The organism is Leeuwenhoekiella aequorea (assembly GCF_004104375.1).
Classification (GTDB): Bacteria; Bacteroidota; Bacteroidia; order Flavobacteriales; family Flavobacteriaceae; genus Leeuwenhoekiella; species Leeuwenhoekiella aequorea.
Map to the genome: position 1 here is coordinate 395,077 of NZ_QOVM01000003.1, position 24,953 is coordinate 420,029.

Annotated in this window: 26 protein-coding genes and 1 pseudogene; 8 read left to right on the forward strand and 19 right to left on the reverse strand. The window is 36.8% G+C overall.

The window, feature by feature from the left end:
- Positions 1-2: 2 nt before the first annotated feature.
- The 4 genes and pseudogenes from DSM00_RS15660 to DSM00_RS09215 all read right to left on the reverse strand — a co-directional run bounded on the left by DSM00_RS15660 (position 3) and on the right by DSM00_RS09215 (position 2,048).
- On the reverse strand, positions 3-209 hold the full coding sequence (locus tag DSM00_RS15660) for a GDCCVxC domain-containing (seleno)protein (RefSeq protein WP_008610941.1): 207 nt from the start codon (positions 207-209) through the stop codon (positions 3-5).
- On the reverse strand, positions 209-811 hold the full coding sequence (gene merTP, locus DSM00_RS09205; RefSeq protein WP_008610940.1) for a mercuric transport protein MerTP: 603 nt from the start codon (positions 809-811) through the stop codon (positions 209-211). The genes DSM00_RS15660 and merTP overlap by 1 nt, the downstream gene beginning before the upstream one ends.
- Before the next feature lie 12 nt (positions 812-823).
- A complete protein-coding gene (locus DSM00_RS09210) occupies positions 824-1,195 on the reverse strand; it encodes an ArsR/SmtB family transcription factor (RefSeq protein WP_008610939.1) in 372 nt (123 codons plus the stop codon).
- A gap of 211 nt (positions 1,196-1,406) precedes the next feature.
- Positions 1,407-2,048: pseudogene (locus DSM00_RS09215) on the reverse strand (N-acetylmuramoyl-L-alanine amidase family protein).
- A gap of 189 nt (positions 2,049-2,237) precedes the next feature.
- On the opposite strand from DSM00_RS09215, the gene DSM00_RS09220 reads away from it, so the two are divergent.
- The 8 genes from DSM00_RS09220 to DSM00_RS09260 all read left to right on the forward strand — a co-directional run bounded on the left by DSM00_RS09220 (position 2,238) and on the right by DSM00_RS09260 (position 9,468).
- Entirely contained in the window at positions 2,238-2,525 is a 288-nt protein-coding gene (locus tag DSM00_RS09220) for a hypothetical protein (RefSeq protein WP_121344404.1), read from the forward strand.
- Between the two features lie 271 nt (positions 2,526-2,796).
- Entirely contained in the window at positions 2,797-5,199 is a 2,403-nt protein-coding gene (locus tag DSM00_RS09230) for a TraG family conjugative transposon ATPase (protein ID WP_121344402.1), read from the forward strand.
- A 4-nt stretch (positions 5,200-5,203) separates the two neighbouring features.
- Positions 5,204-5,785 (forward strand): conjugal transfer protein, encoded by a 582-nt coding sequence (locus DSM00_RS09235; protein WP_128757725.1) that lies wholly within the window; start codon positions 5,204-5,206, stop codon positions 5,783-5,785.
- Between the two features lie 2 nt (positions 5,786-5,787).
- Positions 5,788-6,630, forward strand: a complete 843-nt coding sequence (locus DSM00_RS09240) for a hypothetical protein (protein ID WP_128757726.1) — start codon at positions 5,788-5,790, stop codon at positions 6,628-6,630.
- Positions 6,631-6,641: 11 nt separating this feature from the next.
- Positions 6,642-7,256 carry a conjugal transfer protein TraK gene (locus DSM00_RS09245; RefSeq protein WP_128757727.1) on the forward strand — a complete coding sequence of 205 codons (615 nt, stop codon included), beginning with the start codon at positions 6,642-6,644 and terminating at the stop codon, positions 7,254-7,256.
- Positions 7,257-7,289: 33 nt separating this feature from the next.
- Positions 7,290-8,219 carry a conjugative transposon protein TraM gene (traM, locus tag DSM00_RS09250; RefSeq protein ID WP_128757728.1) on the forward strand — a complete coding sequence of 310 codons (930 nt, stop codon included), beginning with the start codon at positions 7,290-7,292 and terminating at the stop codon, positions 8,217-8,219.
- Positions 8,220-8,249: 30 nt separating this feature from the next.
- Positions 8,250-9,089: a DUF4138 domain-containing protein gene (locus DSM00_RS09255; protein ID WP_128757729.1), complete on the forward strand. Its 840-nt coding sequence runs from the start codon at positions 8,250-8,252 to the stop codon at positions 9,087-9,089.
- A gap of 7 nt (positions 9,090-9,096) precedes the next feature.
- The gene (locus DSM00_RS09260) at positions 9,097-9,468 is read left to right on the forward strand and encodes a hypothetical protein (RefSeq protein WP_128757730.1); all 372 of its coding nucleotides are present in this window, start codon (positions 9,097-9,099) and stop codon (positions 9,466-9,468) included.
- Between the two features lie 22 nt (positions 9,469-9,490).
- Here the strand turns inward: DSM00_RS09260 and DSM00_RS09265 are convergent, their stop codons facing one another.
- The 15 genes from DSM00_RS09265 to DSM00_RS09335 all read right to left on the reverse strand — a co-directional run bounded on the left by DSM00_RS09265 (position 9,491) and on the right by DSM00_RS09335 (position 24,951).
- Complete coding sequence (locus DSM00_RS09265) at positions 9,491-10,243, reverse strand: DJ-1/PfpI family protein (protein WP_128757731.1); 753 nt, start codon at positions 10,241-10,243, stop codon at positions 9,491-9,493.
- A gap of 6 nt (positions 10,244-10,249) precedes the next feature.
- A complete protein-coding gene (locus DSM00_RS09270) occupies positions 10,250-11,614 on the reverse strand; it encodes an RNA-binding domain-containing protein (RefSeq protein ID WP_128757732.1) in 1,365 nt (454 codons plus the stop codon).
- An 18-nt stretch (positions 11,615-11,632) separates the two neighbouring features.
- On the reverse strand, positions 11,633-13,543 hold the full coding sequence (locus tag DSM00_RS09275; protein ID WP_128757733.1) for an ATP-binding protein: 1,911 nt from the start codon (positions 13,541-13,543) through the stop codon (positions 11,633-11,635).
- A complete protein-coding gene (locus DSM00_RS09280; RefSeq protein ID WP_241652382.1) occupies positions 13,533-14,006 on the reverse strand; it encodes an ABC-three component system middle component 5 in 474 nt (157 codons plus the stop codon). The genes DSM00_RS09275 and DSM00_RS09280 overlap by 11 nt, the downstream gene beginning before the upstream one ends.
- 44 nt (positions 14,007-14,050) lie before the next feature.
- Positions 14,051-14,626: an ABC-three component system protein gene (locus DSM00_RS09285; RefSeq protein ID WP_128757735.1), complete on the reverse strand. Its 576-nt coding sequence runs from the start codon at positions 14,624-14,626 to the stop codon at positions 14,051-14,053.
- Complete coding sequence (locus DSM00_RS09290) at positions 14,626-14,808, reverse strand: hypothetical protein (protein WP_128757736.1); 183 nt, start codon at positions 14,806-14,808, stop codon at positions 14,626-14,628. The genes DSM00_RS09285 and DSM00_RS09290 overlap by 1 nt, the downstream gene beginning before the upstream one ends.
- Before the next feature lie 104 nt (positions 14,809-14,912).
- Positions 14,913-16,493, reverse strand: a complete 1,581-nt coding sequence (locus DSM00_RS09295; protein ID WP_128757737.1) for a type IV secretory system conjugative DNA transfer family protein — start codon at positions 16,491-16,493, stop codon at positions 14,913-14,915.
- Between the two features lie 3 nt (positions 16,494-16,496).
- Entirely contained in the window at positions 16,497-17,528 is a 1,032-nt protein-coding gene (mobB, locus tag DSM00_RS09300) for a MobB family relaxase (RefSeq protein WP_128757738.1), read from the reverse strand.
- A gap of 11 nt (positions 17,529-17,539) precedes the next feature.
- Positions 17,540-17,920: a BfmA/BtgA family mobilization protein gene (locus DSM00_RS09305; RefSeq protein ID WP_128757739.1), complete on the reverse strand. Its 381-nt coding sequence runs from the start codon at positions 17,918-17,920 to the stop codon at positions 17,540-17,542.
- A 441-nt stretch (positions 17,921-18,361) separates the two neighbouring features.
- Positions 18,362-18,559, reverse strand: a complete 198-nt coding sequence (locus DSM00_RS09310; RefSeq protein ID WP_047550397.1) for a hypothetical protein — start codon at positions 18,557-18,559, stop codon at positions 18,362-18,364.
- A 12-nt stretch (positions 18,560-18,571) separates the two neighbouring features.
- Complete coding sequence (locus tag DSM00_RS09315; RefSeq protein WP_128757740.1) at positions 18,572-18,952, reverse strand: DUF6876 family protein; 381 nt, start codon at positions 18,950-18,952, stop codon at positions 18,572-18,574.
- Between the two features lie 76 nt (positions 18,953-19,028).
- A complete protein-coding gene (locus tag DSM00_RS09320; protein WP_128757741.1) occupies positions 19,029-19,373 on the reverse strand; it encodes a single-stranded DNA-binding protein in 345 nt (114 codons plus the stop codon).
- A gap of 977 nt (positions 19,374-20,350) precedes the next feature.
- A complete protein-coding gene (locus tag DSM00_RS09325) occupies positions 20,351-20,599 on the reverse strand; it encodes a (2Fe-2S) ferredoxin domain-containing protein (RefSeq protein ID WP_128757742.1) in 249 nt (82 codons plus the stop codon).
- 10 nt (positions 20,600-20,609) lie between these two features.
- A complete protein-coding gene (locus DSM00_RS09330) occupies positions 20,610-21,836 on the reverse strand; it encodes an MFS transporter (protein ID WP_128757743.1) in 1,227 nt (408 codons plus the stop codon).
- 13 nt (positions 21,837-21,849) lie between these two features.
- Positions 21,850-24,951, reverse strand: a complete 3,102-nt coding sequence (locus DSM00_RS09335) for an efflux RND transporter permease subunit (protein WP_128757744.1) — start codon at positions 24,949-24,951, stop codon at positions 21,850-21,852.
- Positions 24,952-24,953: the final 2 nt, after the last annotated feature.

The following is a 24,953-nucleotide window of genomic DNA, read 5'->3' on the forward strand; positions in this document are numbered from 1 at the left end:
TTTTAACAACAATTTTTATTTTCTTGAATCGGCGGACAAGCCACAGTACCATAAGAACAGAATACACAACAATCCCCTTCTTTTGGTTTCAGAACAGTTTTGCAATTCTCACATTCATAAAAGAATTGACAGGCGGTGGTTGGCATTTCTTCAGCCTTTTTGTGGCCGCATTCTGGACAGGTAATCGTAGATTTTAATTGAATCTTCATTATTCTATTATTTTGTACCCCGTGCTTTCTATAGCTTTTCGGATTGTGGGCAAATCGGTTTTGGTCTTGTCAAATTCCACTATGGTATTAGCATTTTCGTAGCTGGCTTTGATAGAAATAATTCCGTCCAATTTATTGACTTCGCTTTCTACGTGTGCCTCACAACCTGCACAGGTCATTCCAGCGACTTCAAAAGTCTGTTTTTTGATATTGGATTGAGAGACATAGACGATATCCTTGGCGGGCTGTGCATAAAATAGATTGGAATAGTACGGGAAGGCCAGCATCAATGCGGCGAATAGTGTTACTATCAATAAGAACCGTTTGGATTGCCAAAACGATGGTTTCGCATCATCTTCACAGGCGCAATCTATTTCTTCCTGTGTTTTCGGTCGTAGTTTCTGGTACCAGGCAAAGACCAAAACAATAATGGTCAAGCCGATAAGATAGGGTCTAAATGGCTCGACCCAAGAGAATGTAGATGCAATTCCGCTTGTTCCAGCAATTAATGCCAAGACAGGGGTTATACAACATATTGATGCTGCAACTGCGGTAAAAATGCCGGTATAGGCCGCGGTATTTGAAGTTTTATTCGGTGCCATAATGTAAACTTTCTAAGCTGTTTTCTTTCTTGCTGAAATTGAATTGAAAATTCCATTCAAAACATTGTCCTCACTCTTTACCAGCGAATAATACAATGTTTGCCCTTCACGTCTCGATGTAATAATTCCCGCATCCTTCATTTTACGGATATGTTGGGATACGGCAGGAACACTCATTTCAAGAATGTCAGCAATATCGCAAGGACACAGTTCATTCTCTATGTTCAATAGAAATAGAATTTTCAGTCGTACCTCGCTTCCCGCAAGAGACAAAATTTTGCTTATTGCTTCTAAGCTACCTGAAGAATTCTCTATGGTTTCCTTACATCTCGATATTTGCTTCTTGTCTGCTTCGTTCCGTGTACAGGTTATTTCCAAGCTCATCTTTTTTGATTTAAAGTGGCCACAAATATATCATTATTATATTATTTAAGCAAATACTTAAATACACTATTGAATAAATTGTTTTTTATAATGTGTAGATAATAAACTTAGGTAATCTAACTTCTAAAGGATTTATACAGCAAAATTATTTCTGAAATAAACTGCTCTACTATAGCCTTCAAGCTCTTTGTTAACTCTAAAAAAATATCTTTCATAATTTTATGGATTTTTTAATGGATATTAATATTGATAGTGCGATGCGTTCAATATTGTTGTTATCTAAAATATAGCTTCCCTCATCCCAATTGGATAAAAAGCCCAATTCCAATAGTATTGATGTGCAATACTCAACAGTTTCTCGAAGTACCTGAAAGTTCGCAAACTTCACACCTCTACTTTGATAGCCTATTGTTTCACAAAATACTTTTTCAATTTGATAACCAATGAAAACGGATTCTTTAGAATATTCCCCTTGTTTCTTTGAAGAATAAACCTCAATCCCGCTTGCTTCTGGATTATCAGAATGATTGCAATGCAAAGACACAAACAAATCAGCATTTAAGGCTTTGGCCAGCTTGGTTCTATCCTATAGCGAAATGAGCGTATCACTATACCTGGTCAAATAAATATCCAAAGGCTTATCCATTTCATTATTTAGATTCAAAATGGCATTTGCAACATCCAAAACCACATCCTTTTCTTGGATGCCATTTATTCCGATTGCACCAGAATCTTTTCCACCGTGTCCAACATCAATCACAATTCTTTTTTGAGCAGTCGTTTCCTGTCCAAAAATGATGCACATTTTTAAGAGCAAAATCACAAAACTGACGTTTTTGAGCACTTTTTTCATTTTCAATTTTTGGGTTATCAACAATTTACTTTCTAAAATCCATAGAATTTGATGCCAAATAATAACAAACGAATTCAAACTAAATCAAATAATATTTTATTCACAAATATTTGATAATCAGTTATTTATGAACAAATATATGTAAATTTCCAATAACGAAAACAACACAAAATTCTAAACTGTTACGCTATGAAAAAATCAATTTATTTGGCAACTTTTTTGTCGTTGCTCTCAACATCACTTTTTGCTCAAATTGGGGGAATTGAAGATTCGGTCGATGATGTTTCAAACACCATCCGAACCATTTTTCCCATCATTTTAGGGGTTATTTTCCTAGTTGGTTTCCTATTTAATGCAGGACATTTCTTTGGGGAAAATGCTGACCTCAAAAAAGGAATCACAAGGGTTCTCGTATTTGTTTTGATTGCAGGCGCAGTCGTAGGCATCTTCACTTACCTAATAGGAATCGTAGTATAAATGAAACGGTTCGAGGTCTATAAAAACATTAGGAAACGGGCGGTCATATTTGGGCTGCCCATTTCCCTGTTTGCCTTGATGATGGTTTCCATACTTGCATCGCTGTTAGTAATTATTTTCTCTTTCAGCTTTGGGATAATTATAGGGATATTGGTATTCAATGCTGCATTATATGTCGCCTTGACTCGAATAAACCACAATCCGCAGCTTTTCCAAATGGCGAAAGCCTTCCCAAAAATTATCAGTAACAAAAGAAATTCAGGCTTCGATTATGAACAAGATTAATCTTTCGGCATATCAACCCATTACGGATATTCAAGATAATATCGTATTTGCAAATAATGGCAATGTGGTATTGTGTTTTGAAGGAAACCTACCCGAAATCTATTCTTTGTCCGAAAAGGATTTTGAAGATATGCACGGTGCTTGGTTTCAGGCTTTAAAATCTTTGCCTGTTGGGACAGTGGTTCACAAACAGGATATCTACCTGAAGAAATCCTATTCTTCGGAACAGCTTCCCAATAAAACTTTTTTAGAGAAAGCAACACACGAGCATTTTAAGGGTCGGGGACATATTGAACATAAATGTTATCTGTTCTTCATCCTCACTAAAAACAAGGCGCTTAACAACCCAAAATATGTCAATCCGTTCCGAAAAGCTTCAAAGGGAATTGTACAAGAACTGGATGACAACATTAAAAGCTTCGTCAACTCGGTAAGCGACTCTGTTTCCTTTATAAACAATAGCCGAAAAATGGCGTTCCTTCCCCTTAAAACGGAAGATATTCAGAAGCTCACAAGTGGCTATTTTAATGGCTTCAACGAAGGCTTTGATACTGACATAATACTGGAAAAGAAAAGCGTCAATATTGGCGAAAACCATTTTGATGCCCTTGCCATCAATAGCGAACTGTGCTTTGGCGAAAGTGTACAGAGTAGCAAAACCAATGAGAAATTCACTTCAGATGATTTTGTGTTTCATCAAGGGTTTATTGATGGTCTTGGGCTTACGCTTAATGAAAATCATATCGTCAACCAGATAATCTATCTCGATGATAAACAAAAGTGGCGCAAGCTGCTCGACAAGAAGATTGAGGAACTCAACAAAAGTTCCAACTTCGGTTCGCAGAATAAAGTGGTTCTTGGCAAAATTCAGCACATTCTTGACCAAATCAATGCCGATGATAACGCACGGATTATTCGTGGTCATCTTAATATCGTGTATTGGGCAAAGGAAGCTAAAGAGCTCGACAAGATAACTTCAAAAATAAAGACTGAATTTAAGGAATTGGATATCATCCCGTATTACCCACGAGGCGAAGAACGTAAAAACTATATTCTAAATAGTTACTGCTGCTTTTCATCCAACTTTTCAAACAACGATTTATATGTAACCGATTTAAAACACGCGCTCTGCTTGTTCATCAATAACACCAACTATAAAAGCGATAATACCGGAATCATCTTTAATGACCGTGAACATAACATTCCTGTTCTAAAGGATGTTTGGGATGAAAAGAAGAAACGCATCAAGGCACGAAACTTTGCCATTTTCGCCCCAACTGGCGAAGGAAAATCCTTTTTAGCAAATAACATTCTGCGCCAGTATTTTGAAAGTGGCGTTCGCTTGGTCATTATCGACTTAGGTGGCTCGTACACCAAATTCGCAAAGCTCTATCCTGAAAAATATACGGTGCTTCGCTACGAAAGCGGAAAGAACTTGGGTATCAATCCATTTTACATCAGTCATCAAGATGACTTAACACCAGAGCGATTGGAAGACTTATCCGTTTTTCTATTTGAACTCTTTGCTTCAGATTTAAAAGTTACGAAAGCACAATCGGTTTCCGTTAAAAAGATACTGCGCCATTATTATGATAGTACTTCTGAAAATCACTCGTTAGATGGTTTTTACAGCTTTATAGAAAAAAGCCAAGAAAATCTACTTGACACTCTTAAAATCCATCCCGACTACTTCAATGTCACGAGCTTCTTGCACGTAATGTCCGAATATGTCGGCGATGGTCTATACAGCTTTCTATTTGAAGTCAGCGAAGACCAGACTTATAAAATCGAAGACAAACGATTGATTGTTTTTGAACTGGATGAAGTAAAGGATAACAAAGAAATCCTATCCGTGATGTTGAAGCTGATTAAGTCAGCCATCCAAAGAACCATTTGGAAAAATAGGGCTGAAAAAGGCATCATTCTTTTTGATGAGTTTGCCAAGCAACTGAAGTTTGAAAACGTATTGGAAAGCGTTGAGTTCTACTACCAAGCAATTCGTAAACAGAACGGTGCTATTGGGATTATTCTTCAATCCATTAATCAGCTTCCGAACAATTCAACTTCAGCGAGCATACTGGAAAACACACAGGTCATTTATAGTTTGAATAATGAAAAAGGCTATGACGAATTGGTCAAACGTCTCAATCTATCCAGCCACGATTTGAACCAATTAAAATCCATCAAGAACAATCTTTCTGGACCACGGAAGTACACCGAAATGTTCATCAAGATAGGCAGGGAAAGTAACATCTTCCGTCTTGAAGTTCCGAAGGAAGTGTACGCAGCTTATTTGACCGATGGTCAGGAAAACGAAGAAATAATGAAGCTCTACAATGAGCATCACGATATGCAAAAGGCAATAATTCAATTCACTTCTAAAACATAATATTATGAAGACAAAAATCAAAATTTTAGTAATGACCGCAGCCCTGACCTTGTTTATGTCAGGTAATGCTACCGCACAAGGAATGCCCACTTATGATAATACCAATTTTATCAGTTTGGTAAAACAACTATTGGAATCAGGTAAACAAACCGCTCAAATGATTAAGTCTGTAAAATTCCTAAAGGATGCTAAAGAAGCCATCGAGCAAGTATCAAGCGTAGTTCAACAACTCAACGCTGTCCAAGAAATTGCAGACAATAATCAGCGCCTTATCAATGTAATGCAAAATGATTTGCAGGATATTCTGAACTCGCCCTATATCAAACCAGAGGAAGTTACTCGGGTCACGGAATCATTTAGCGCTATAGTTCAAAACTCATTGGACACGGTGGATTTTATCGATGAAGTCCTATCCAGCGATTATCTCAAAATGAGTGATGCCGAACGTGCTGAAATTCTAAAAGCAAAAGAACTCGAATCAAAGCAAATGGTTTCCACCATCACTACAAAAACGAAACGCTATCGTGACATTATTTCTTTTAGAAAAATGCAGGATAAAGTCAATAACCGAGAAACCAATTATTAAAAATGACGGCGACCATCATTTTAGGGATTGGATTGGAATATATCGACACGGTTTTCCAGACCATACAGGCCAGCGACTTTTCGCAATACACTATTGCCGGAATGAAAACGCTCGCTGTCCTGTTTTTTCTGGTTAACATCCTGAAAAAATACAATGAAGGTGTTGCGGATAAAGATGGCTATACTTGGGGATTGAGTCCAGGGGACTTGATGAAGAATTTCGCCATTGTCATATTAGTAATTTTCTCAACGCAGGTGTTAGGGTTCTTTGATGGGATATTGGTAGCCATCGAGGGGCAATATAGGGGCACAGCACCTGCGTTATTACCATTGCAAATGCAGGATATTCCATTAGAGGAAGATGTAAGTCTCTTTGATGCCGCAAGTTCCGCAATGACGCTTCTATATGAAGCCTTAGTAACACCGTTATACGGTTTTAAAATATTGGCATTCATCCTAAGTACGATACTCTGGATATTGGATTTGTTCATTTATCCTCTATTCCTTGCAGAACGTTTCTTCCTTTTGGGAATAATGCAAGCCTTCTTTCCTCTGGTCATTAGCCTTGCAGTTTTTGAAAAGTTTCGTTCGCTCGCTTACACATTCTTCAAGTTGTATGCTGCTGTATATATGTTAGTGCCGGCATTCTTTTTAGTCAATGTATTTGTTAACGCTATTTATACGGAAATCAACACCAATTTCTGGGTCAACTTATTTGGTACCGATACAGGTCAAGGTTTTTTTGCGCCTGTGGTTCAATTAGGTTCAGTTGCATTTATTGTTTTCCTGAAATTCAAATTGTATAAACGTGCCACGTCCTTTACACTCAGATTATTTACCGCCTAAATCAGATTAATATGAAAACACCATATAAGAATATTTATAATGTCCTAAAACTGAATCGATTTATCGTTTTGGCAGTTGTTGCCTGTGCGTTTCTGTCCAGCACTTTTTCAGTTTGGATGGTGTTCAACACCAATCAAAAAGCACTCAATAGTACTTTTGCCATTAATACCGATGGTAGTATTATCCCGCTGAAGCTCGTGACCCAAAAGGAAAATTTTCGGGTTGAAGCTTTAGCACATTTGGATCTGTTCCATAACTACTTCTATAACATCGATGCCAGTAATTATGAACGTAATCTTGAAAAAGCATTGTGGTTGGGCAATAGTTCCGTGGACAATCTCTACCGCCAGAAAAAGGCCGATGGTGTTTACAACAGATTGCTTCAGTATTCCTTGGTTCAAAAAGTACTGAGCATCGATTCAAGAATATCTGAAAATGATGGCTCGTACAGTTTTGCGACGACAACGATTTTTGAAATCAATAGAGGTTCAATCATCGACACTTATGAATTGTTTTCTACCGGAAACCTGATTATGGTTGACCGAAATTTCCCAAACAATCCACACGGATTATTGATAACCAATTACTTCGAGAACACCTTAAAAAAATTAAACGATGAAAATTGAAAGCCGATAATCGGCATTTAAAAACTCACTCTTATGAAAGTAGAAAAGAATAAAATAGTATTTGCAGCGGTTTTGGCCGTGATTTTCATATTCCTCATTTCCTATTCCGTAATGGTTATGGGCGATGATGAAGCTGAAACTGAAAACCTAAAGCAGACCTTAGTTCCTGATTTGGAAGAGGACCAAAAAGAGTACGATTCCAAATTGGATGCAATTAACGACTTGAAGAAAGTACGTGAAAACAATGCGCCAAGCATCTATGATGAAAAACTAATCGATTCCTTGGGATTTTACGACCCAGATCTTCCAGAACGCGAAAAAGAGCGTATCGTAGATAGCATCTATGAGGCTGGCAAGATTCAATATTCAGATAAGCGATACCAGAATTTGGGACAGAAAAGAACTGTTCGCAAAGTGGTATCAACAATCGATTCTGCTGAAGTAAAGCGGGAACAAAAAATTGAAGCCAAAGAATTGGGATTGGAACACCAATTGTTCTTTGCTGCTTCGCCAAAACCGAACGAGGTTTCAATAATTGGTAATACCGATGAAACAATTTACGTGGTAGTAGATGGCGACCAGATAGTAAAAGCAAATACCAGATTACGAATGCGCCTTACCAAACCTGCAACAATAAACGGTAAGCAGATGCCTAAAAACACACCAATTTTTGGTTTTATAAGCTTTCAGCCCAACCGTGCATTGATAGATATTGAGAACATTAAACATCATCCTACTAAACTCAAAGCATTCGATTTGTCAGATGGTAGTGAGGGCATTTATGTCGAGAACAATTTTAGAGCTGAAGCCACCACCGAAGTCTTGGACGATATTATTGGCGACATCAACATACCTACCGTTCCACAAGTAGGTGGTGTTACAAAGGTACTTAGACGTAGCAACCGCAATGTAAAAGTTACGGTTTTGAACAATTACAGATTAATCTTAAAACCGAAATTATGAGCCCATAATGGGCATTTAAAACGCACTCTTATGAAAAATTATATCATTATTTCCGCTCTTATTATTTGTTCGACTTTCGCAAAAGTAAAAGCACAAACCACTCATTTACTCGACACCATTTATGCAAACGACACCAAGAACGTTGCGCTATTCTTCCCAGAACCAATACGGCAAGGTATAACTGGTTCTGACAATTTTGTATTTACCTATAATCGTGAAAAAGAACAGTATTTCGGACTACTTCAGGCAAAGCCTGGGAAGGAAAGTAATTTGCTGGTAGTCAACAGAAATGGTTCAATTTTTTCGTATATTGTAAGATATAAAAAGCAGCTCTCTAAGCTCAATTATTTCATTCCGCTATCAAATAGTATCGGTAATGAAAAACCGATTGTAACTGATTCGGCGCTTGTTGAATCTTCTGAAGAACTTGTAGATAATAAAACCTATTATTACCAAAAATTCTGCTCGTATCTACTCAAACGAAAACAGCGCATAGGTCGGATTAAGAAACGGAATGAAGGCATAATCTTGACCGTTGAAAATATTGTTTTTGATAAGGATGAATTGTATTTCGTTATCGAGATTGAAAATAATTCTTCGTTGGATTACGATTTAAATTTCTTGAACCTGTCGATTGAAACGAGACAAAAAGGAAAAAGAAAATCCTTGCAACGACTATATCAAAAGCCGATATATAAACATAATCTGCCGTCTAAAATCAAGGAAGGTAAAACGGTACGATTTGTTTATGTGATGCCTAAATTTTCATTGTCCAACGATCGTAGAGCGATTTTGGAATTGAATGAAAAGGATGGCGAACGAAACATAGAACTGAAACTATCACACAGATATATCAATAACCCAAATTAATACTGTTATGAAAAAAATTGTTGTTTTCTCGCTCATAGTACTGTTCCTTTCTTGTGCTGATTCTGAAACTAAAATCTCGGGACCAAGTGCCACAGCCCAAATTGTTATTGAAAGTTTTTACGAAAAGGATGAAGAGACTTTAAAAGCTAACTCAACACCACAGGCGTATTCCAACTATATGAATACTATAAATATGTTCAATGCTACACCAAAGGACGATTCCAACTTTACTGTTTTGCAGGATACGATTATGGGCGACGTGGCTTGGGTAAAATATACAACAGCTTACGATAAAACACCTGGTGTTTTTAAACTGGTCAAACAAAATGGCAAATGGTTAGCGGATGCGAGAGGCTCAAAGGATAAATCGCCTTTTTAAAGCTTCTGTCTCATTGCTAAGATTATTCCTTCCAGTTTTGAAGTCTATCGAGATACAAGTAACTTTCAACAAACTTTCTGTGTTCTTTACTTGTCATTATTTCGACCAATTCCAAGGCTGGGATGTAGCTTGCTAAATTTCCGTTTGAAGAAAGAAACTTTCCGTCTTTAACATACGTTACTAAACTATCGTTCTGAACTTTCAAGTTCGGATAGTCCTTTTGCAACTGTTCGCCACCACCAATCCACGTTACTATTTTATAGCCATCTGCAATCCCAGATTTTCCAATTAATTGTGCACCAGCGCAATTGCTCACGGTATAGTCTGTTTCCTTATTTTTTTCTTTAATAAAATTTACTATTATATCATTGTGAACCTGGGCATACATATCGTAAGCACTTGGAACGAATAGGGCTGTTAGCTTTGGGCAATTATCGAATGTATAATCAGGGACAAATTGCATTCCTTCTTCCGTGGTAATTGGATTTTTGGTTTCTGCTATGGTAACGACATTAAAAAGTTGCTTTCCATCTTCCGTAGGTTTTGTAAAAACATCAGATGTTGCGATGACTTCACTTTGTAAAATACCGTTGTAAATTAAAAGCCCGATTGTAGGCAATTCCGACTTGAAGGGTTTTAGGTGTTTGGTAAGCGTGTCTGATTTCTTTTCGATAGTAGTGAATTCTGGATTTTCTACTTTTGATTTTGATTTTTCGGTATTGCAACTCATCATTAATGCAGCGGCAATAAATACTATAATTCTAAAATATTTCATATAATCTTATTTTGATAATTTAACTTCCCAATAACCACGTGTACCGCCGACACGCTCTATAAAGCCAGCATCCTTCAAATTGTTTAGATGTTTCTGAATTGCAGATTCGTTTATATGTAGAATTTCTGCTATTCCTGAACGGCTGATTCGGTTATCTGAAGCAATTAATTTTAAAACTTCCTTTTGTCTATGTGTCAATTCTTTGATATCGTCAATTTCAGCATCTTTTTGACCACCTATTTGACCACCTTTTAGACCACCCATTACACCACCTATTTGACCACCTTCTTCAACAGCAGTTTCTTTAGCTGTAAAAGTCATTCTAAGGAAGTTATCTGAAAATTTAAAACTCTCTTTCCCATAGTGTTCCAAAATACGAGGGATGCCAGAGCCCAATTGCTCTACCAGTTCCAAATCCTTGAAAATCCGCATCAATTCCTTGTTGCGCGGGACTGAGAAGCCTTCGTAAAATTCCTGTTCGCTTAGTCCTTCTGGTAAACTACCGGCCGAAGTGATTTCAATTCTGTCGCTAAAAATTTCAAACTTTGGGGTTATTTCATTGGTGTAGTCATTATGCACAAAGGCATTAATAATGGCCTCGCGTAAGGCGATGGAATTCCAAAGGTTGGCTTGTTGTCTTTCCTTAGCCGTTATTTTTGTGTTGGTTCGGTTCTCGACAGCAATTTTATCTATCACTTGCTTGGTCGCTTTGACCAGGCATTCGTGACCATATTCGTTGCTTTCTATAAGGTCTGTTCGGGTTTTGCCCGAATACTTGGCCACTTTAATAGAAGTGTTATTCTTATCTGCCAAAAGATAGCCGGCATAATTGAATGCGCCATCTTCGGTAAGTAGTTCCAAGTTCTTTGCAAAAGCTTTACCAAGTGTGTGTCCCGATTCCTCGTAGTAGATTTTCAACTGACTAAAACTTAAATCCTGCCGACCCGCTTTAATTTTGCTGATGGAATTTCGGGTACGTTTGGCAAAAAGCTCGTCTATCATTTTTTGAGGCATCGGCTCAGCTGCTGAACCCAAGCGAATGAAACAACCCTTTTCGCTCATCCCATACTTTTTGAGATAATAGGGCTTTTCAGGACCACTCGCCACAATGATTTTTAAGATATTCTTGGCATCTCGTTCTTCACTCACAATATCAAACAGACCAAGGGCGGAAGGGCGGATGTTATTTTTTAACCTATCCTTAATCTTTAACTGGTCGCCATCTGCATCTGCCAATCCGTAAGTATTTCCATCCTTATCGATGCCGATATGAATAATGCCACCTTCACGGTAGTTCAAGAAAGCAATGACCTCTTTTTCGAGTCCATCGGACAATTCTCGTTTATATTCTATGCGGTTTGTTTCGGTCATTTACTTGAAAATATAGATTTATACGTGTTTAAGGCTAGGATTACTTTCGGTATAAAACTCTCCAACAGTATATTTATCAATATTTAATTCATCAGGAATAAATGAGGTTGTATATATCATTTGAAAATCATCTGACTCAAATTTTTCCGCTTCTTCAACTAATATTCTTTGAAAATTCTCGGCTCGAATTTTTTCGATTCCTTTATCTTCCATATTGTCACAGAAAATAAACCTCGGATATCGCATTTTGGGTATAGAAAGAGAAGCTAAAAAGATTGAAAAACGAGCTGCTATTTTTAAATAAAAGCTTGAACTGGCTGAGTATTTGGCATCTTTATCTGAAATATAAGCAATGTTATTTCTGAAATCAATGTGAAATTCTTTTGCTTCATAAAAATCCTCTTGTCTTTTTAAATCATTATTTAGAAGATATACGCCTTCTTGTTCAATTGTTTTTTTAGTGGATGCCTTTAGAATATCTTGAGCCGCAGTTAAGGCTCTAATACTAAAATTCAATGTGGAAATTTCCTGTTCCAAATCAGATTGAGTTTTTATCAATTTTTGATATATTTCTGCATTTTCATATAAAGTTCTTAATTGAGCAATTTCCCCTTCAACAAACCCTTTGTCAGTATATAGTTGGTCTAATTTTTCTTCTCTTACAGTCTTAACATCTTTTATACTGCTATTAACCTGCTGTTGAATATGAAAAAGTTTGAGTTTATTTGAATCTAATTCTGCTTCCCTGTCTAATAGTTGACGTTTTTTAATGACAATAAGATTCTTCGATTCTCGAATTTGAAAGTCTATTTCTTGCTCAATTTTTCTTGCTTGTGTAATTCCGAAACTATCATCAATATCAGTTTTACAAAGCTTACAAACTTTAGAATCTTCGATTGGCTTTATTGGCGAAAGACATTCAGGACAATTCTCTATTGGAAAATTACCTAAAAGGTCACGAGTTAAAATGGATTTATTAACTGCTTTAAGTTTATTTTTAAGTGCCTCTATAAAGTACTCCGTATCTTCAATTTCGTAACGAAAGGATTTAATATTTCTCTCTAAATTTGCGACTAATTGCCTTTGAATAATAGCTTCTTGATTTAACTTTTCGAACTCTAATTGTGTTTTTTTCGTATATCTTACTTTTTTTACAGCATCTTTAAATTCAATTATTGAATTCTCAATTTCTATTATCTCTTTTTCTTTTGCACCAATTCTTTCAGTTAAGCTTGACGGAATTAAATCATAAGGATTTTGGATAAAACGCTTTATTACCTTTATTTCTCTTTTTGTATCATCTAACTCTTTATCGGCATCTACTTTTCTTTGCTTTTTGTCATACAATTCTTGGTTATAAACACCTAAAAGTAAATCTGCTACAGTTTCTCTTGTAAGGGTCGTATCGAACTCCTCATAATAGAAAAGTGAATTCGTCGGCGAATCTTGGTCAACATAAAGTAACCTCAAGATTTGATGCATTGTAATATTATTCTCGCCTTTTACAATTGGAATGTCTAAATTCTCAAAAAGTACGTTGGAATAACTTTTTTTGCTTTGACTTAAACTAAAGTTGAATTTTTGCCAATTTTGGCTATCTGCCATCGCTGTATCAATTTCTCCCCAATAAATATATAACCCTTCAGTTCTATTTGCTTTCCCGTCTTTTAAATTGATTTCGCGTTTTAATGTTAATGTTGCACCATTAATTTCTATTTCTGCAATTACTTGTGAACACTTTTTAGCTTCTTTGACCCAATCATTAAATGCACCACCTAAAACATAGAAGATAAAGTGTGTGATTGTAGATTTACCGCTACTATTATTACCTCTAATGATATTAATTCCTTTATGGAAGTTTTCATCATAAGCAATTTTACCATCCCTGGTAAATACTATCATTCTATTTATAAATAAATTATTGTGCATCGTATTTGCTTTCTAATAAACCAGTTCTACTTTTTAAACCATCCACACCAAATAAGGGGACTTTATAAAAATGACTGGTCAGTAATTTTATAGCGTTTTCTTCTTGGACACTCAAGTTTTTAAAATCATCCTCGTATTCTGTCAAGATATTTGAAGAGATACTTGTAATTCTATTTTCGGATAAATAGTCTTTATTGATTATTCCATAAGACGCCAAGCATTTAATTGCAGTCATTTGATAAGGTTTGATTTTTTCAAACATTTTTCTATCATTTAGAACCCTTTCATAAGGGTTATCCTTTGAGCTAATAAAATTTCTAATTATTTTTCTAATATCATTTTCATTTTGTTTTAGTTTGATTTTCTGCATTTTATTAGGATAGAGTAAGTAATAATCCCAAATTCTCAATCTATCAATTTCTATCAATCCATCCTCTTTAAAATGAGCTAAAAGTTTAATCATCCGATAAACGGTATGATATAGGTCGAATGATTTTTGATATACAATCATATCGTCCAGTTGATATGGCAATTGCCAGTTAAATAATGAAACATTCCTTGAATTTCCGTCGATGATAAACCAATAATATCATTGCAACCTTCCGACTGTATTAACGAAAGTATCGGATTTACAATATCATTAGAAATTGTAGATAAAATCAACTTTTCACTTTCATTATGCCTAATCATAGGTTTTATAATATTAATGTGCTTTTCTAAAACAATTGCAAGAATATAAGCGAAGATTTCTTGTGCAGGTTCATAATTTTGATAGAGAACTAATTTTTTATAAAACTCTTGCTTTAACCAAGCAAAATCCTCATAGAGATAGCTTTTACCTGCCATCTCCAATTTTTTCTCAAGACCTATTGTATCTCTACGAGTAGTGTATCTTTTTAAGTCATTTGAAATTCGTTCAATCTCTTCACTGTTATCAAAACTGGATTTTAGTTTATCGAATAACGAAGCAAGTTTCCCATTGCTACCATAATTATTATTTACCTGCGAATTGTCATCTCCACCAACAATTTTATTTTGTTGTCCGCTGATATTGGCATTGTTTTGATTTGTTGAGTTGGCCATTAACTTTTCGAGTTATCGTCTCCACCAATAACTTTATTTTTCTTTCCTTTAATAGTTATGTTTTCTTGGTTGGTCTTTTGATTTCTTTTTTTTGATTTATTTATTGAAATCAGAGCACCACCTACAATAACGGTTAAAAGCCCAATAACAGCTATAATTATTTCAGTCATATATTCTTCCATATTGTTTTTGAGCTTGTTGCGATTTATTAGATTTTATAAATATAATTTTATCTTTAAACTTTACAAGGGTAAAACGAGGTTTTTAGTTTATTTGAAATATTAAACTATTTAAATATCGACTTAGCCTCATCATAAACCCGCTCAAAATTAGCCGCTAAATCCGCCTGAGAAAACTGCTTCGTTTCTTTGAGAAGTTCCCTTTTAATGTCGGTTAATTTGAATTGCACTTTTTTATCCCTTCCATCAGCGTAGGTAATAAATTCGCCCTGTTTTAATCTGAAGAAAACGTCTGCTCTAATCTTTGGAATTTCCTTTTCTCCAGTTGTAATTCGTGTATCAAAATCCAGATTATGACCACGACTTATACTCTTGGTTGGGTCTTTGATAATTTCAAAAAAACGCTCATAGTATTTCGCAGTATCTGGGTCGTTTACCTTTCCGAAAAACTGATAAGATAGATTACTCAATATTGCTTTGCTTGCCTTATCGCCATACATCATATCGTTTTGAATTTTATCCTGCATCACGTAAATTGTAGAGATATTATAGCTTCTCAATGTAGCTGGAATACGATGCATATTCAACAAACGAATGGTCGGTGCTTCTTCCATCAGCAAGAACGACGGTTTAGAATTCCGAACGCTCATTTGCTTTGTAATGGTGTGTATAATTGTAGCTATTACTGGCGAATAGGACGTTTCAAATTTTGGGTTGTTGACTATCGAAATTACCGCTGGATTTTCCTCGCTATTGATATTCAATGGCACTTCGTCTGCGGACAATGCCATAAAAATGCGCTGTGTACTAATTCGTTTCAGCGCATTTGCCAAGGTGCTTTTAACACCAGCAGTCTGTCTTTCAGAATCCTTGCCACTAATAAAAGCATCTGCCATCGCTCTTGATGTTGTGTTGGTTTCCAAAAACTGGATTAGGCTATCGGTATCGAGTATTTGATAAATGGCTATTAAATGCGGTAGCGTACAGTATTTGGGATAATCGCATTTCAGTTTCCAAATCAACCCACCAATTAAACCTTCCGCAGCATCATTAAAAAATTTGGTTGTTCCTGTTGTTCCACTTTCTCTTTGTTCCAAAAGGTTTTCAATCAATACTCTTGACACTTCGTTTACGCTTTCCTCGTTCTCTAAATAACGTGGCGCAATAGGATTTACCCTGTGGATGATTTTATCAAAGGAAATGACCTTAAACGGGATATTGCTATCCTTTAAAAGCGGATACGCCATTTCAGTCAGTTCAAAATCCTTGTAGTCGTGAATGATTCCGCAAAAGCGTTCTTTCCGGAAATGTTTTAAAAAGCCATACACGACACTTTCGGTCTTTCCACTTCCGGCAGAACCGATTATGGATGCGCCCCTTTTGATATTATCCAATTTGAAATTTCCTTTGGTCGTGGCGAAATTGACCTGATACTTTGTATCGCCATTTTGGACGGTTTCAGTTTTATGCAGAAAAACATAGAATCCTATATTAATTAGCATTAGAGGACAAACCAAATAAAGCAATATTGACACTAATTCATTTCCTTCAGTAATATAAAAAATGAAGACCGAAAGCATTGTGATATTTAACAGGAACGCATACTTACTTACCCGAAACATTGCATAGAAAACACAACTGGCCACACCAATAATTGAAAGTATCGTTATGAGATTGTTTATTTCCATACGCTAAATTCCTATTGAACTTGATTTGATGGCCACTTCAGCACCACGTCTTAACCTTTTGAAAATCCGAAGTGCGATTTGAGTTTGACTTACCGGAATACTTGGCACTATCGGCAATCCCGTTTTTGTAATCATTTTGAAAGCCAATGCCTTTTCATTTGCTGGTAATTTCATCAAGGCAGCGAAATATAGATTGGGATTTTTTACAAAATCCTTTCGTCCTTTGTAGGTCTCGGCAAAATTGCGTTTGTAGCCAAAAGTCTTGTCAAACGTCTTTTCAGCTTTCTCAAAAAACTTGTCTCTGTCAAAACCACGTTTTACGGTTTCCCCATTCAACTTCACATCGGAAGCTTTGTATTTACTTCCGGGTGACAAACTGAATCTGTTGGACGCATCCTTTCGGCTTACGATGATATGAATATGACTTTGGTTTCCATCTTTCGCCATTCCCTGGACAATCCGTTTTCCATTTTGTTGATGTGGTGCTTGGCGTTCCAGTTTGGCAATTTCATTTTTCATCTTTTTGATATTTCCTTCAGCTCGCCCTTCTTGAATATTTCGGATTTCAGTTTTTAGCTGAAGTATTTTTGTGGCAAAGGGTTGGTTCTCTTTAATCTGAAAATCCGTCCCCTTAAATGTGCGTTGGTTTTCGACTTTAGCATAATATTTTATGTCGTCGATACTGACAGGTCGCCCTTTAATTTCTCTATTAAATGAAGCCACATAATCTTTCATCAGCTCGCGAGTATATCTTTTTAAATCTTCGCTACTGTTCTGAAGTTTTCGCAGTTCATATTTTGAAGGACTCACGGTAATTGAATAGAACCTTGGTTCGTGTTTTTCCAGTTTTGCGGTATTTCCATCTATTTCTTTGACTACTTCATCAGCGGAAATCTCATCGCCATATTGATTGAAAAAATGTTCCATTTCGTGTTGTTCCAATCCTTGGTTTTCCTTCTCTAAATAGCCCACAAAATCTGCTGAACTTTTGGAAAAGTTACCGCCCATTTTTTGAGGTGTGATTGTGATGTACATAAGCTAAATTTTTAAAGTTCATTGTTGGTGTTTCGCTTTTCGCGAAAGCGTACTTCTTTCTTTTCCTCAGCATATTTTTTTTCCAAAATGAGCGGTTTCTTTTTGGGTTCGTCCATTACAAAAAGAGATTGCAACATTGCAACCGTAGGTTTGGTTTGGGTCTTTTCCACGTCTCGCATTATGGCGATAACTGCATTGATTCTTTTGAGTAACTTAGCTTCGATGGTACGTCCAGTTGGTCCCAATTTTTCCTTTGGTGATATCTCATTGTAAAAGAAAAAATCAAGGATATTTTCCATCGCTTCCGTATGCGTTTTGAAGTGCTTCTTGGAAAATTCCTGAAACCTTTTGGCAGTTTTCCGTTTGAACCTGATAGTGATGAATGAGTCCATTTCCTTTCGCTTTTTTAAAGATTTGACGTAAATCCATCCCTGTTTACTGGTGTTTCAAGACCATTTGACGCAAATCGATGGATTTTTTATATCTACTTTATTTTTAAGTACTTAAAAATCAATAGATTAAAATGAAAAAGGAATATGTAACGCGGCGCAGCCCGTTACCCTCTTGCTATTCCTTTTCGTCACGCGCAAGCGTGACAAAAATCCATACAATCCGGCTAAAAAGCCGATTGCCATTTTCAGGGAAAATGATTTTCCGATATGTTATTTTCGATGTGTACGGTTATCGGCGAAAGTCGAAATGTGGATAACCCTACTTAAATTTGAATGCTGAATTTCAGCGAAATAAAGATACGTTTTTTTCTTGACTATATATTAATTGCATAGAAAAACACCTCTAAAATTTAGAGGTGCTTGCTTTTAATTTCATAAAATTTATATGTTGAAAATGTATTTATACGAATACAAATTCCGAAGTGCTTCTTCATCAAGCATCTTATCCAAATTGGTATTATGCTTTGTGGCATAATCCATTATATCCTTGCCGTACTTTTCCTTTACTTCTTCTTTGGAATTGGCAATTAATCGCTCTTGTGTTTCCTCGTTCAAATCGGTAAAATTTAGATATATCATAACGTCCGATTTTTAATATTCGCTTGGTAACATCAGCGTATCATTTACAAAAAATAACCGCAGTTCATCGAGTGGAAAATCGGTTGCCCTGTAGCCGTGTTTTTCCAAAATATTGTCGTTGCCATCGCTGTAAATTATCTCGGCTTCATAACCAGAATAATCCTGTTTTTCTTTGGACAATCTTTTGAAATCGATGGTTACAAATTCGCTTCGGTTCATCAGACTTTTTGCAATTACGGACGTGTCCGTAATGAGCCAAAAACATTCAGCTACTTCCGATAAATATTTCAATCCGTCCGTAAAACGGGTTCGCAATAATGGGATTTGATAAAACATTTCTGTTCCACTAAAATATTGCAATCGCTCTTTTATTTCGTTAACTTGTGCTTTCATTGTACATATATTTAATGTGTGAATAATGAAAAGAGGGCGAAACTTTCGACAGGTGCGCCCTCTTTAATTTTGAAGATTACTTATCGCTTTTGCTTCCAAGTAATAGGATTTCATCGGCTATAACTTCGGTAACATAGCGTTGTTCGTTATCATCAGTTGTATAGCTTCGGGTTTTAAGTTTTCCCGATATTCCAACTTCTTTGCCTTTTTCGACAAATTTCTCAACGATTTCAGCGGTCTTGCCCCAAGCAACTACCGTATGCCAATTAGTGTCAGTTTGTTTTTCGCCTTTGGCATCTTTGTAATACTCATTTGTGGCGAGTGAAAAACGGGCTACTTTCTTACCGCTTTCAAGGTTCGTAATGGTTGGCTCTTGTCCAACGTTTCCAATTAACTGTACGTGATTTCTAATAGTACTCATAATAAAAAGATTTGTGTCTGCTTTGTTACAGACTGGTTTATATTTCCCCTGTTTGTTTTAAACTGAATTAAATTTTAAGGGGTGTTTGTTCTTTTCTTCTGTGCACCGCACAATGGATAGAGTGGGTTTTGTCCAGACTTTTAGGGTAAAATCAGGTGTGTTTGCGACGTAGTAAAATCCTTGGATTTTCAAGGAAGTAGATACCTTATTTTTCACTAAAACTTGTATAGTCTTGACAAGTTCCATAAGGGCATTAGCAATTCTTTTAAATCCAGTTGCGACCCGAGCGTACGGGAAGTTAAGCGAGGTGAGCAGTTGGGTTTAATTTAGAATTGGTTATGTCGTGCCTGTTTTTCGACGACCCGAAAAACAACAAAGGCTTTATCCATTATAAACCCCTTAAAATGTGTAAGGCAGCGGTTCGGTTTTTAAGTATTTTTGAGTGAGGGCTCAAGAAGACCGCGCCGAAAATCCTGTTAAAAAAACCGAAGTGATGACTTTCCGATGAAAAGCGGACTTGATTCACAATTTTAGCAAAGGAATGAAGTGTTCCTTCCCAGAGCATCGGGAAGGGTTAACGGAATGGAAAGCTAAAATTGGGGATTGTGTCCAAGATTTTTGTAGAGAAGCTCTTTTCCCGAAATGTAGCTTTTTGCGGAATGTAGGGGAATGTGCTGAACGGATTAAGAAAACTATTTATCCTTATTATGCAGGATTTAAAGCGGACTTGACTTTAAAGGTGAAGTTTGGAATATAGTTTGACCGCTTCCTGACTTTTCTCGGGAATGAGCGGGCAAGTGGAATGGAAAACGGAAGCTTTAAAGTCGTGTCCAAGACTTTCAGTAGTGAAGCGCTTTTGCCGTAATGAAGCTTTTCGCGGAATGTAGGGGAATGTGCTGAATGGGAATAAATCTAATGGCATAAAAAAAACCTCCCTACCAATGTAAGAAGGTGAATTTGTTTCCAATTTAAACCAATTATTTATTTAAAATATGTCTTTTAACGATTGTCCCTAAATCTTTTTCCGAAAACCATATATCCTCTGGATGAAGATGCATAACAGGTGCTTGTTCGCACTTGTTGTTGCAGTCCATATCGTCAACCTCAATTTTATTTTTTAACTTGTATTTCTTTATATAATAATCTAAAAGCTTTCCTTTTTTCTTTCGGCAATTAACGCCGTCACACCGATAAATAACGGGTTTATTATTTTTATATTCTTCCATAGTATTCTATTTATAATGAATGTTTTTTAGGTCTTAATAAAATAACCACTAACACCAATATTATTAATGTAATAATGCCTCCATAAAGGAAGCTTTGATTTGGGAATGTAGTACCCAAAAATCCTGCCAATGGATATGCAAATGCCCACCATAGATGTGAAAATGCAAAATGAGAACCGTAGACTTTACCTTGTTCTTCGATGGGTACTGTTTCTCCGATAAGTGTTTCGGATGGAATCTCCGCAAGGCTTTGACCAAGTCCGGCAACAATCCATACAATGAATAACATTGAAAAATCGAGGTAATTGGCAAAACTTATGGCAACTCCTAAAATCAGAGCTCCAATAATGAGAGATATGCGTCTTGATTTGGATTTATCAATTGCTCCAGAAACAAATGCCGCTACCATTGCACCAATAGCGAAAGCTGCCATAATGATTCCGTAATCTTTATCTGTAAGTTCCAATCCACCTTTGACCAATATGATGGTATTGACCAAGATAAGTGCGCCAGCAACCGCAGAAACAAATTCAATGAATAATGCGAAGCGCACGTATTGATTGGAAAATAGTAGTCTAATACCCTTTAAAACATCTTGCCAAGTGGTTGGCTTTATCTTACCCTCGATTTCGTCTGCAACAATATCCAGCTTACTTTTTGGAAGGCTCAACAATAAAATACCTGCGATAACAAATGTAACAGCATCGACAAAAAATATTTCCCTTGCACCTAACCAGATGGCTAAAATCCCTGCCAAGCCTGGACCCAATACTCCTAACAGCTGATACGTGGCTGCCGATAAACCTATCGCTTGTCTGTATATTGATTTATCTACAATCTGCGGAATGATAGACCGATAAGTCGGACTAAAAAATGCGTTAAATACATTCATCAGAAAAATGAGGACATAAATTTGCCATTCTTCAGTCACGAAAGGCAGACAACCTACTATAACCATTCTGATAAAATGTGTGGTATAGAGTATTTTCTTTCGGCTAATCCTATCTGCTAATACGCCTGCAAAAGGCGAAAATACAATGAATGCAGTAACTCGTAAAGTAAGAGCTGTTGCCAATATGACCGCAGCCCTTTCTTCGCCGAACTGATATGCCAAAAGAGCCAACCCGACCCACGTAAAGGCATCGCCCAATAAACTTATGGTCTGTGCCAAATAAAGTTTTGCGAATAAACGATTACGTAAAGCTTGGAAGGGCTCTAATAGTTTTGACAGTTTCATCTATTCTCTTAAATCATATTGTTTCGTTTGAATTCCGTTTTTTATTAACTAATAGCTGATACACACAAGGAATTACCACCAAGTTCAAAATAGTAGCTGAAAGCAAACCACCCAAAATCACAACTGCCATAGGGCTTTGTATTTCACTTCCGGGTTCGCCACCTTTTAAGGCTAATGGTATCAATGCCAGACCTGTGGTAAAGGCAGTCATTAAAATGGGATTTAATCTATCTAATGCACCTTTCTTTATCAATTGAAAGCCTTGGATTCCTTCCTTTCGTAAATCTTCATAACGTGATACCAATAAAATACCATTACGGGTTGCTATTCCAAAGAGACTGATAAATCCAATGGTCGCAGCGATACTGATGATTCCTGATGTGAAGTACACAATCAAAATACCACCAATCAACGCTAATGGTAGATTGATTAAGACTACGAACGCCAGTTTTACATCCTTGAACTCATAATATAATAGCAAGAAAATGATGGCTATTGCAATTATGGCTGTTATCAAAAGCAATTGTGATGCTTTGGATTCACTTTCAAATTGTCCGCCATATTGTACACGATAACCTTCTGGCATATTTACATTGCTGGCGACCACTTCCTTTATTTCGTTAACGGCACCACGTAAATCCCTGCCTTGAACATTGGCTGCTACCACAATCTTACGTTGCACATCTTCTCGATTGATAGTGTTTGGACTGCTTACAGATTGAATAGTTGCCAGTTCGCCCAAAGTGGTTTGACCACCATTTGGAAGACTTATTAACGTGTTACCGATATTCTCAATGTTGTCCCGAAACGGTTTTTCATAGCGAACTACCAAATCAAAGTATTGCTGTCCTTCGTAAATTTCGCCTGCTTCTTCGCCTGCAAAAGCGATATCTACCTGTTCCATTAAATTACCGACCGTCATTCCATAAGCCGAAAGAATCTGGCGTTTGGGTTTGATGCGTATTTGTGGTACTTCAATTTGTTGGTCAACTGCAACATCTGCCAATCCATCAATATCCTTGATGTTCTGTTCTACACTTTTCCCTACTTCAAATAGACGTTGTAAATCGGAACCAAATATCTTGATGGCAATATTGGCACGTGTACCCGAAAGCATATGGTCAATACGGTGTGCGATGGGTTGTCCCAATGTGATATTAACACCAGGTGCGATGCTCAATTTATTTCGGACTTCTTCAAAGAACTCTTCTTTGGTTTTGTCCTCGAGAACAAAGGGCACATCGATTTCCGAAGCATTAACACCTTGGGCGTGTTCGTCCAGTTCGGCACGTCCTTGTCTTCGAGTAACGACCTCTACTTCGGGCATATCCAATAAAATGGTCTCTATTAACTTTCCAGTCTTATTACTTTCTTCCAAAGACATTCCCGGTGGACCAACCACGCTAATTACCAATGAACCTTCATTAAATTCTGGAAGAAAACTTCTTCCCAATTGTGTGACAACTAAAAGACTCAATACAAATGCAATGACAGTTACGCCTATAATGGTTTTAGGTATTTTAGTCGCACGTTCCAGAAGGTTGCCATAATGTTTCTGCAACCAACGCTCTACTTTTGTACCATCAGCTTGTTTGTTTAGAAGCTTCTCATTGTCCAATAAATAAGAACACAAAATAGGCGTAACCGTTACGGCAACAACCAATGAGGTCAATACCGATGTTACAAAGGCTATGCCCAGCGGTTGCAATAATCGACCTTCCATTCCGCTTAAAAAGAACAAGGGAACAAATGATACGATGATAATTAAGGTCGCGATAATAATAGAGCTTCGTATTTCTACAGAAGCATCACGCACTACTTTTATAGTCGATTGACGTTCTGCTTTTGGTTTTCTGATATTTTTGCGCAAGCGTTTATACACATTTTCCACATCGATGATGGCATCATCTACCAACGCACCAATGGCGATTGCCATACCACCCAAACTCATTGTATTTATGGTGTAACCCAACCATTTTAATATGATGATGGAAACCAATAATGAAATAGGGATAGCCAGCAAGGAAATAACGGTAGTCCTCCAGTTCATTAAAAAGATGAACAGGATAATCATTACAAAAAACGCACCTTCTAAAAGAGTCATATTTAGATTACTAATAGAAGCATCTATGAAATCGGACTGTCTAAAGATTTGGCTTTTGATGTTGACACCTTTTGGCAAGGTTGTTTCCAAGTCTGCAATGGCTTCGTCCAAGCGGTCTGTCAACTCCAAGGTATTCACATCGGGTTGCTTTGAAATGGTCAGAATCACAGCGGGTTTTGCATTTAATGAACCGTCGCCAATTTTATCGGCAGCTCCGATTTGTACAGTTGCTACATCTTTTATTTTGATGGTTTGACCATTCACTTCCTTAAGAACCGCTTCTTGTAAATCTTCAAGCGCATACGCTCTACCGCTACCTTTAATGATATACTGGTTACCATATTGATTAATCACGCCACCAGGTGCATTTGTGTTTGCTTCCTTAACGTGTTCTACCAATTCGGTTAGACTTACATTATAATGTTTCATCTTTTCAGGATTGGCAAATACTTGGTATTGCTTATAATCGCCACCAATGACTACTACATTTGCAATACCACCAATCGCTTTTATGCGTGGTCTGATTGTCCAATCTGATAAGGTTCTTACTTCCATTGGCGATAAACTATCGGACGTTACGCCCAATAACATTATCTCGCCCATAATGGATGAAATAGGTGCCATTGTTGGCGCGCCAATGCCTTCTGGTAAATTTTCCCTTACCATCGGGATGCGTTCACTAACAATTTGGCGTGCTCGATAAATATCGGTTCCCCATTCAAATTCTATCCAAACAATTGAAATTCCTGCTGCCGATGATGAACGGATACGTCTCACATTGGGCGAACCGTTTAAGGCCGTTTCCAATTGATAGGTTACTAATTTTTCTACTTCTTCAGATTCCATTCCGTGCGCTTCGGTAAGAATTGTTACCGTTGGCGCTGTAAGGTCTGGGAATACATCGACGTTCATTGTACGTGCATAATACACGCCCAGTACACTCAATGCAACCGCTCCCAATAGAATGAGCAATCTGTTTTGAAGTGAAATTGATAATATTTTGTTTAACATTT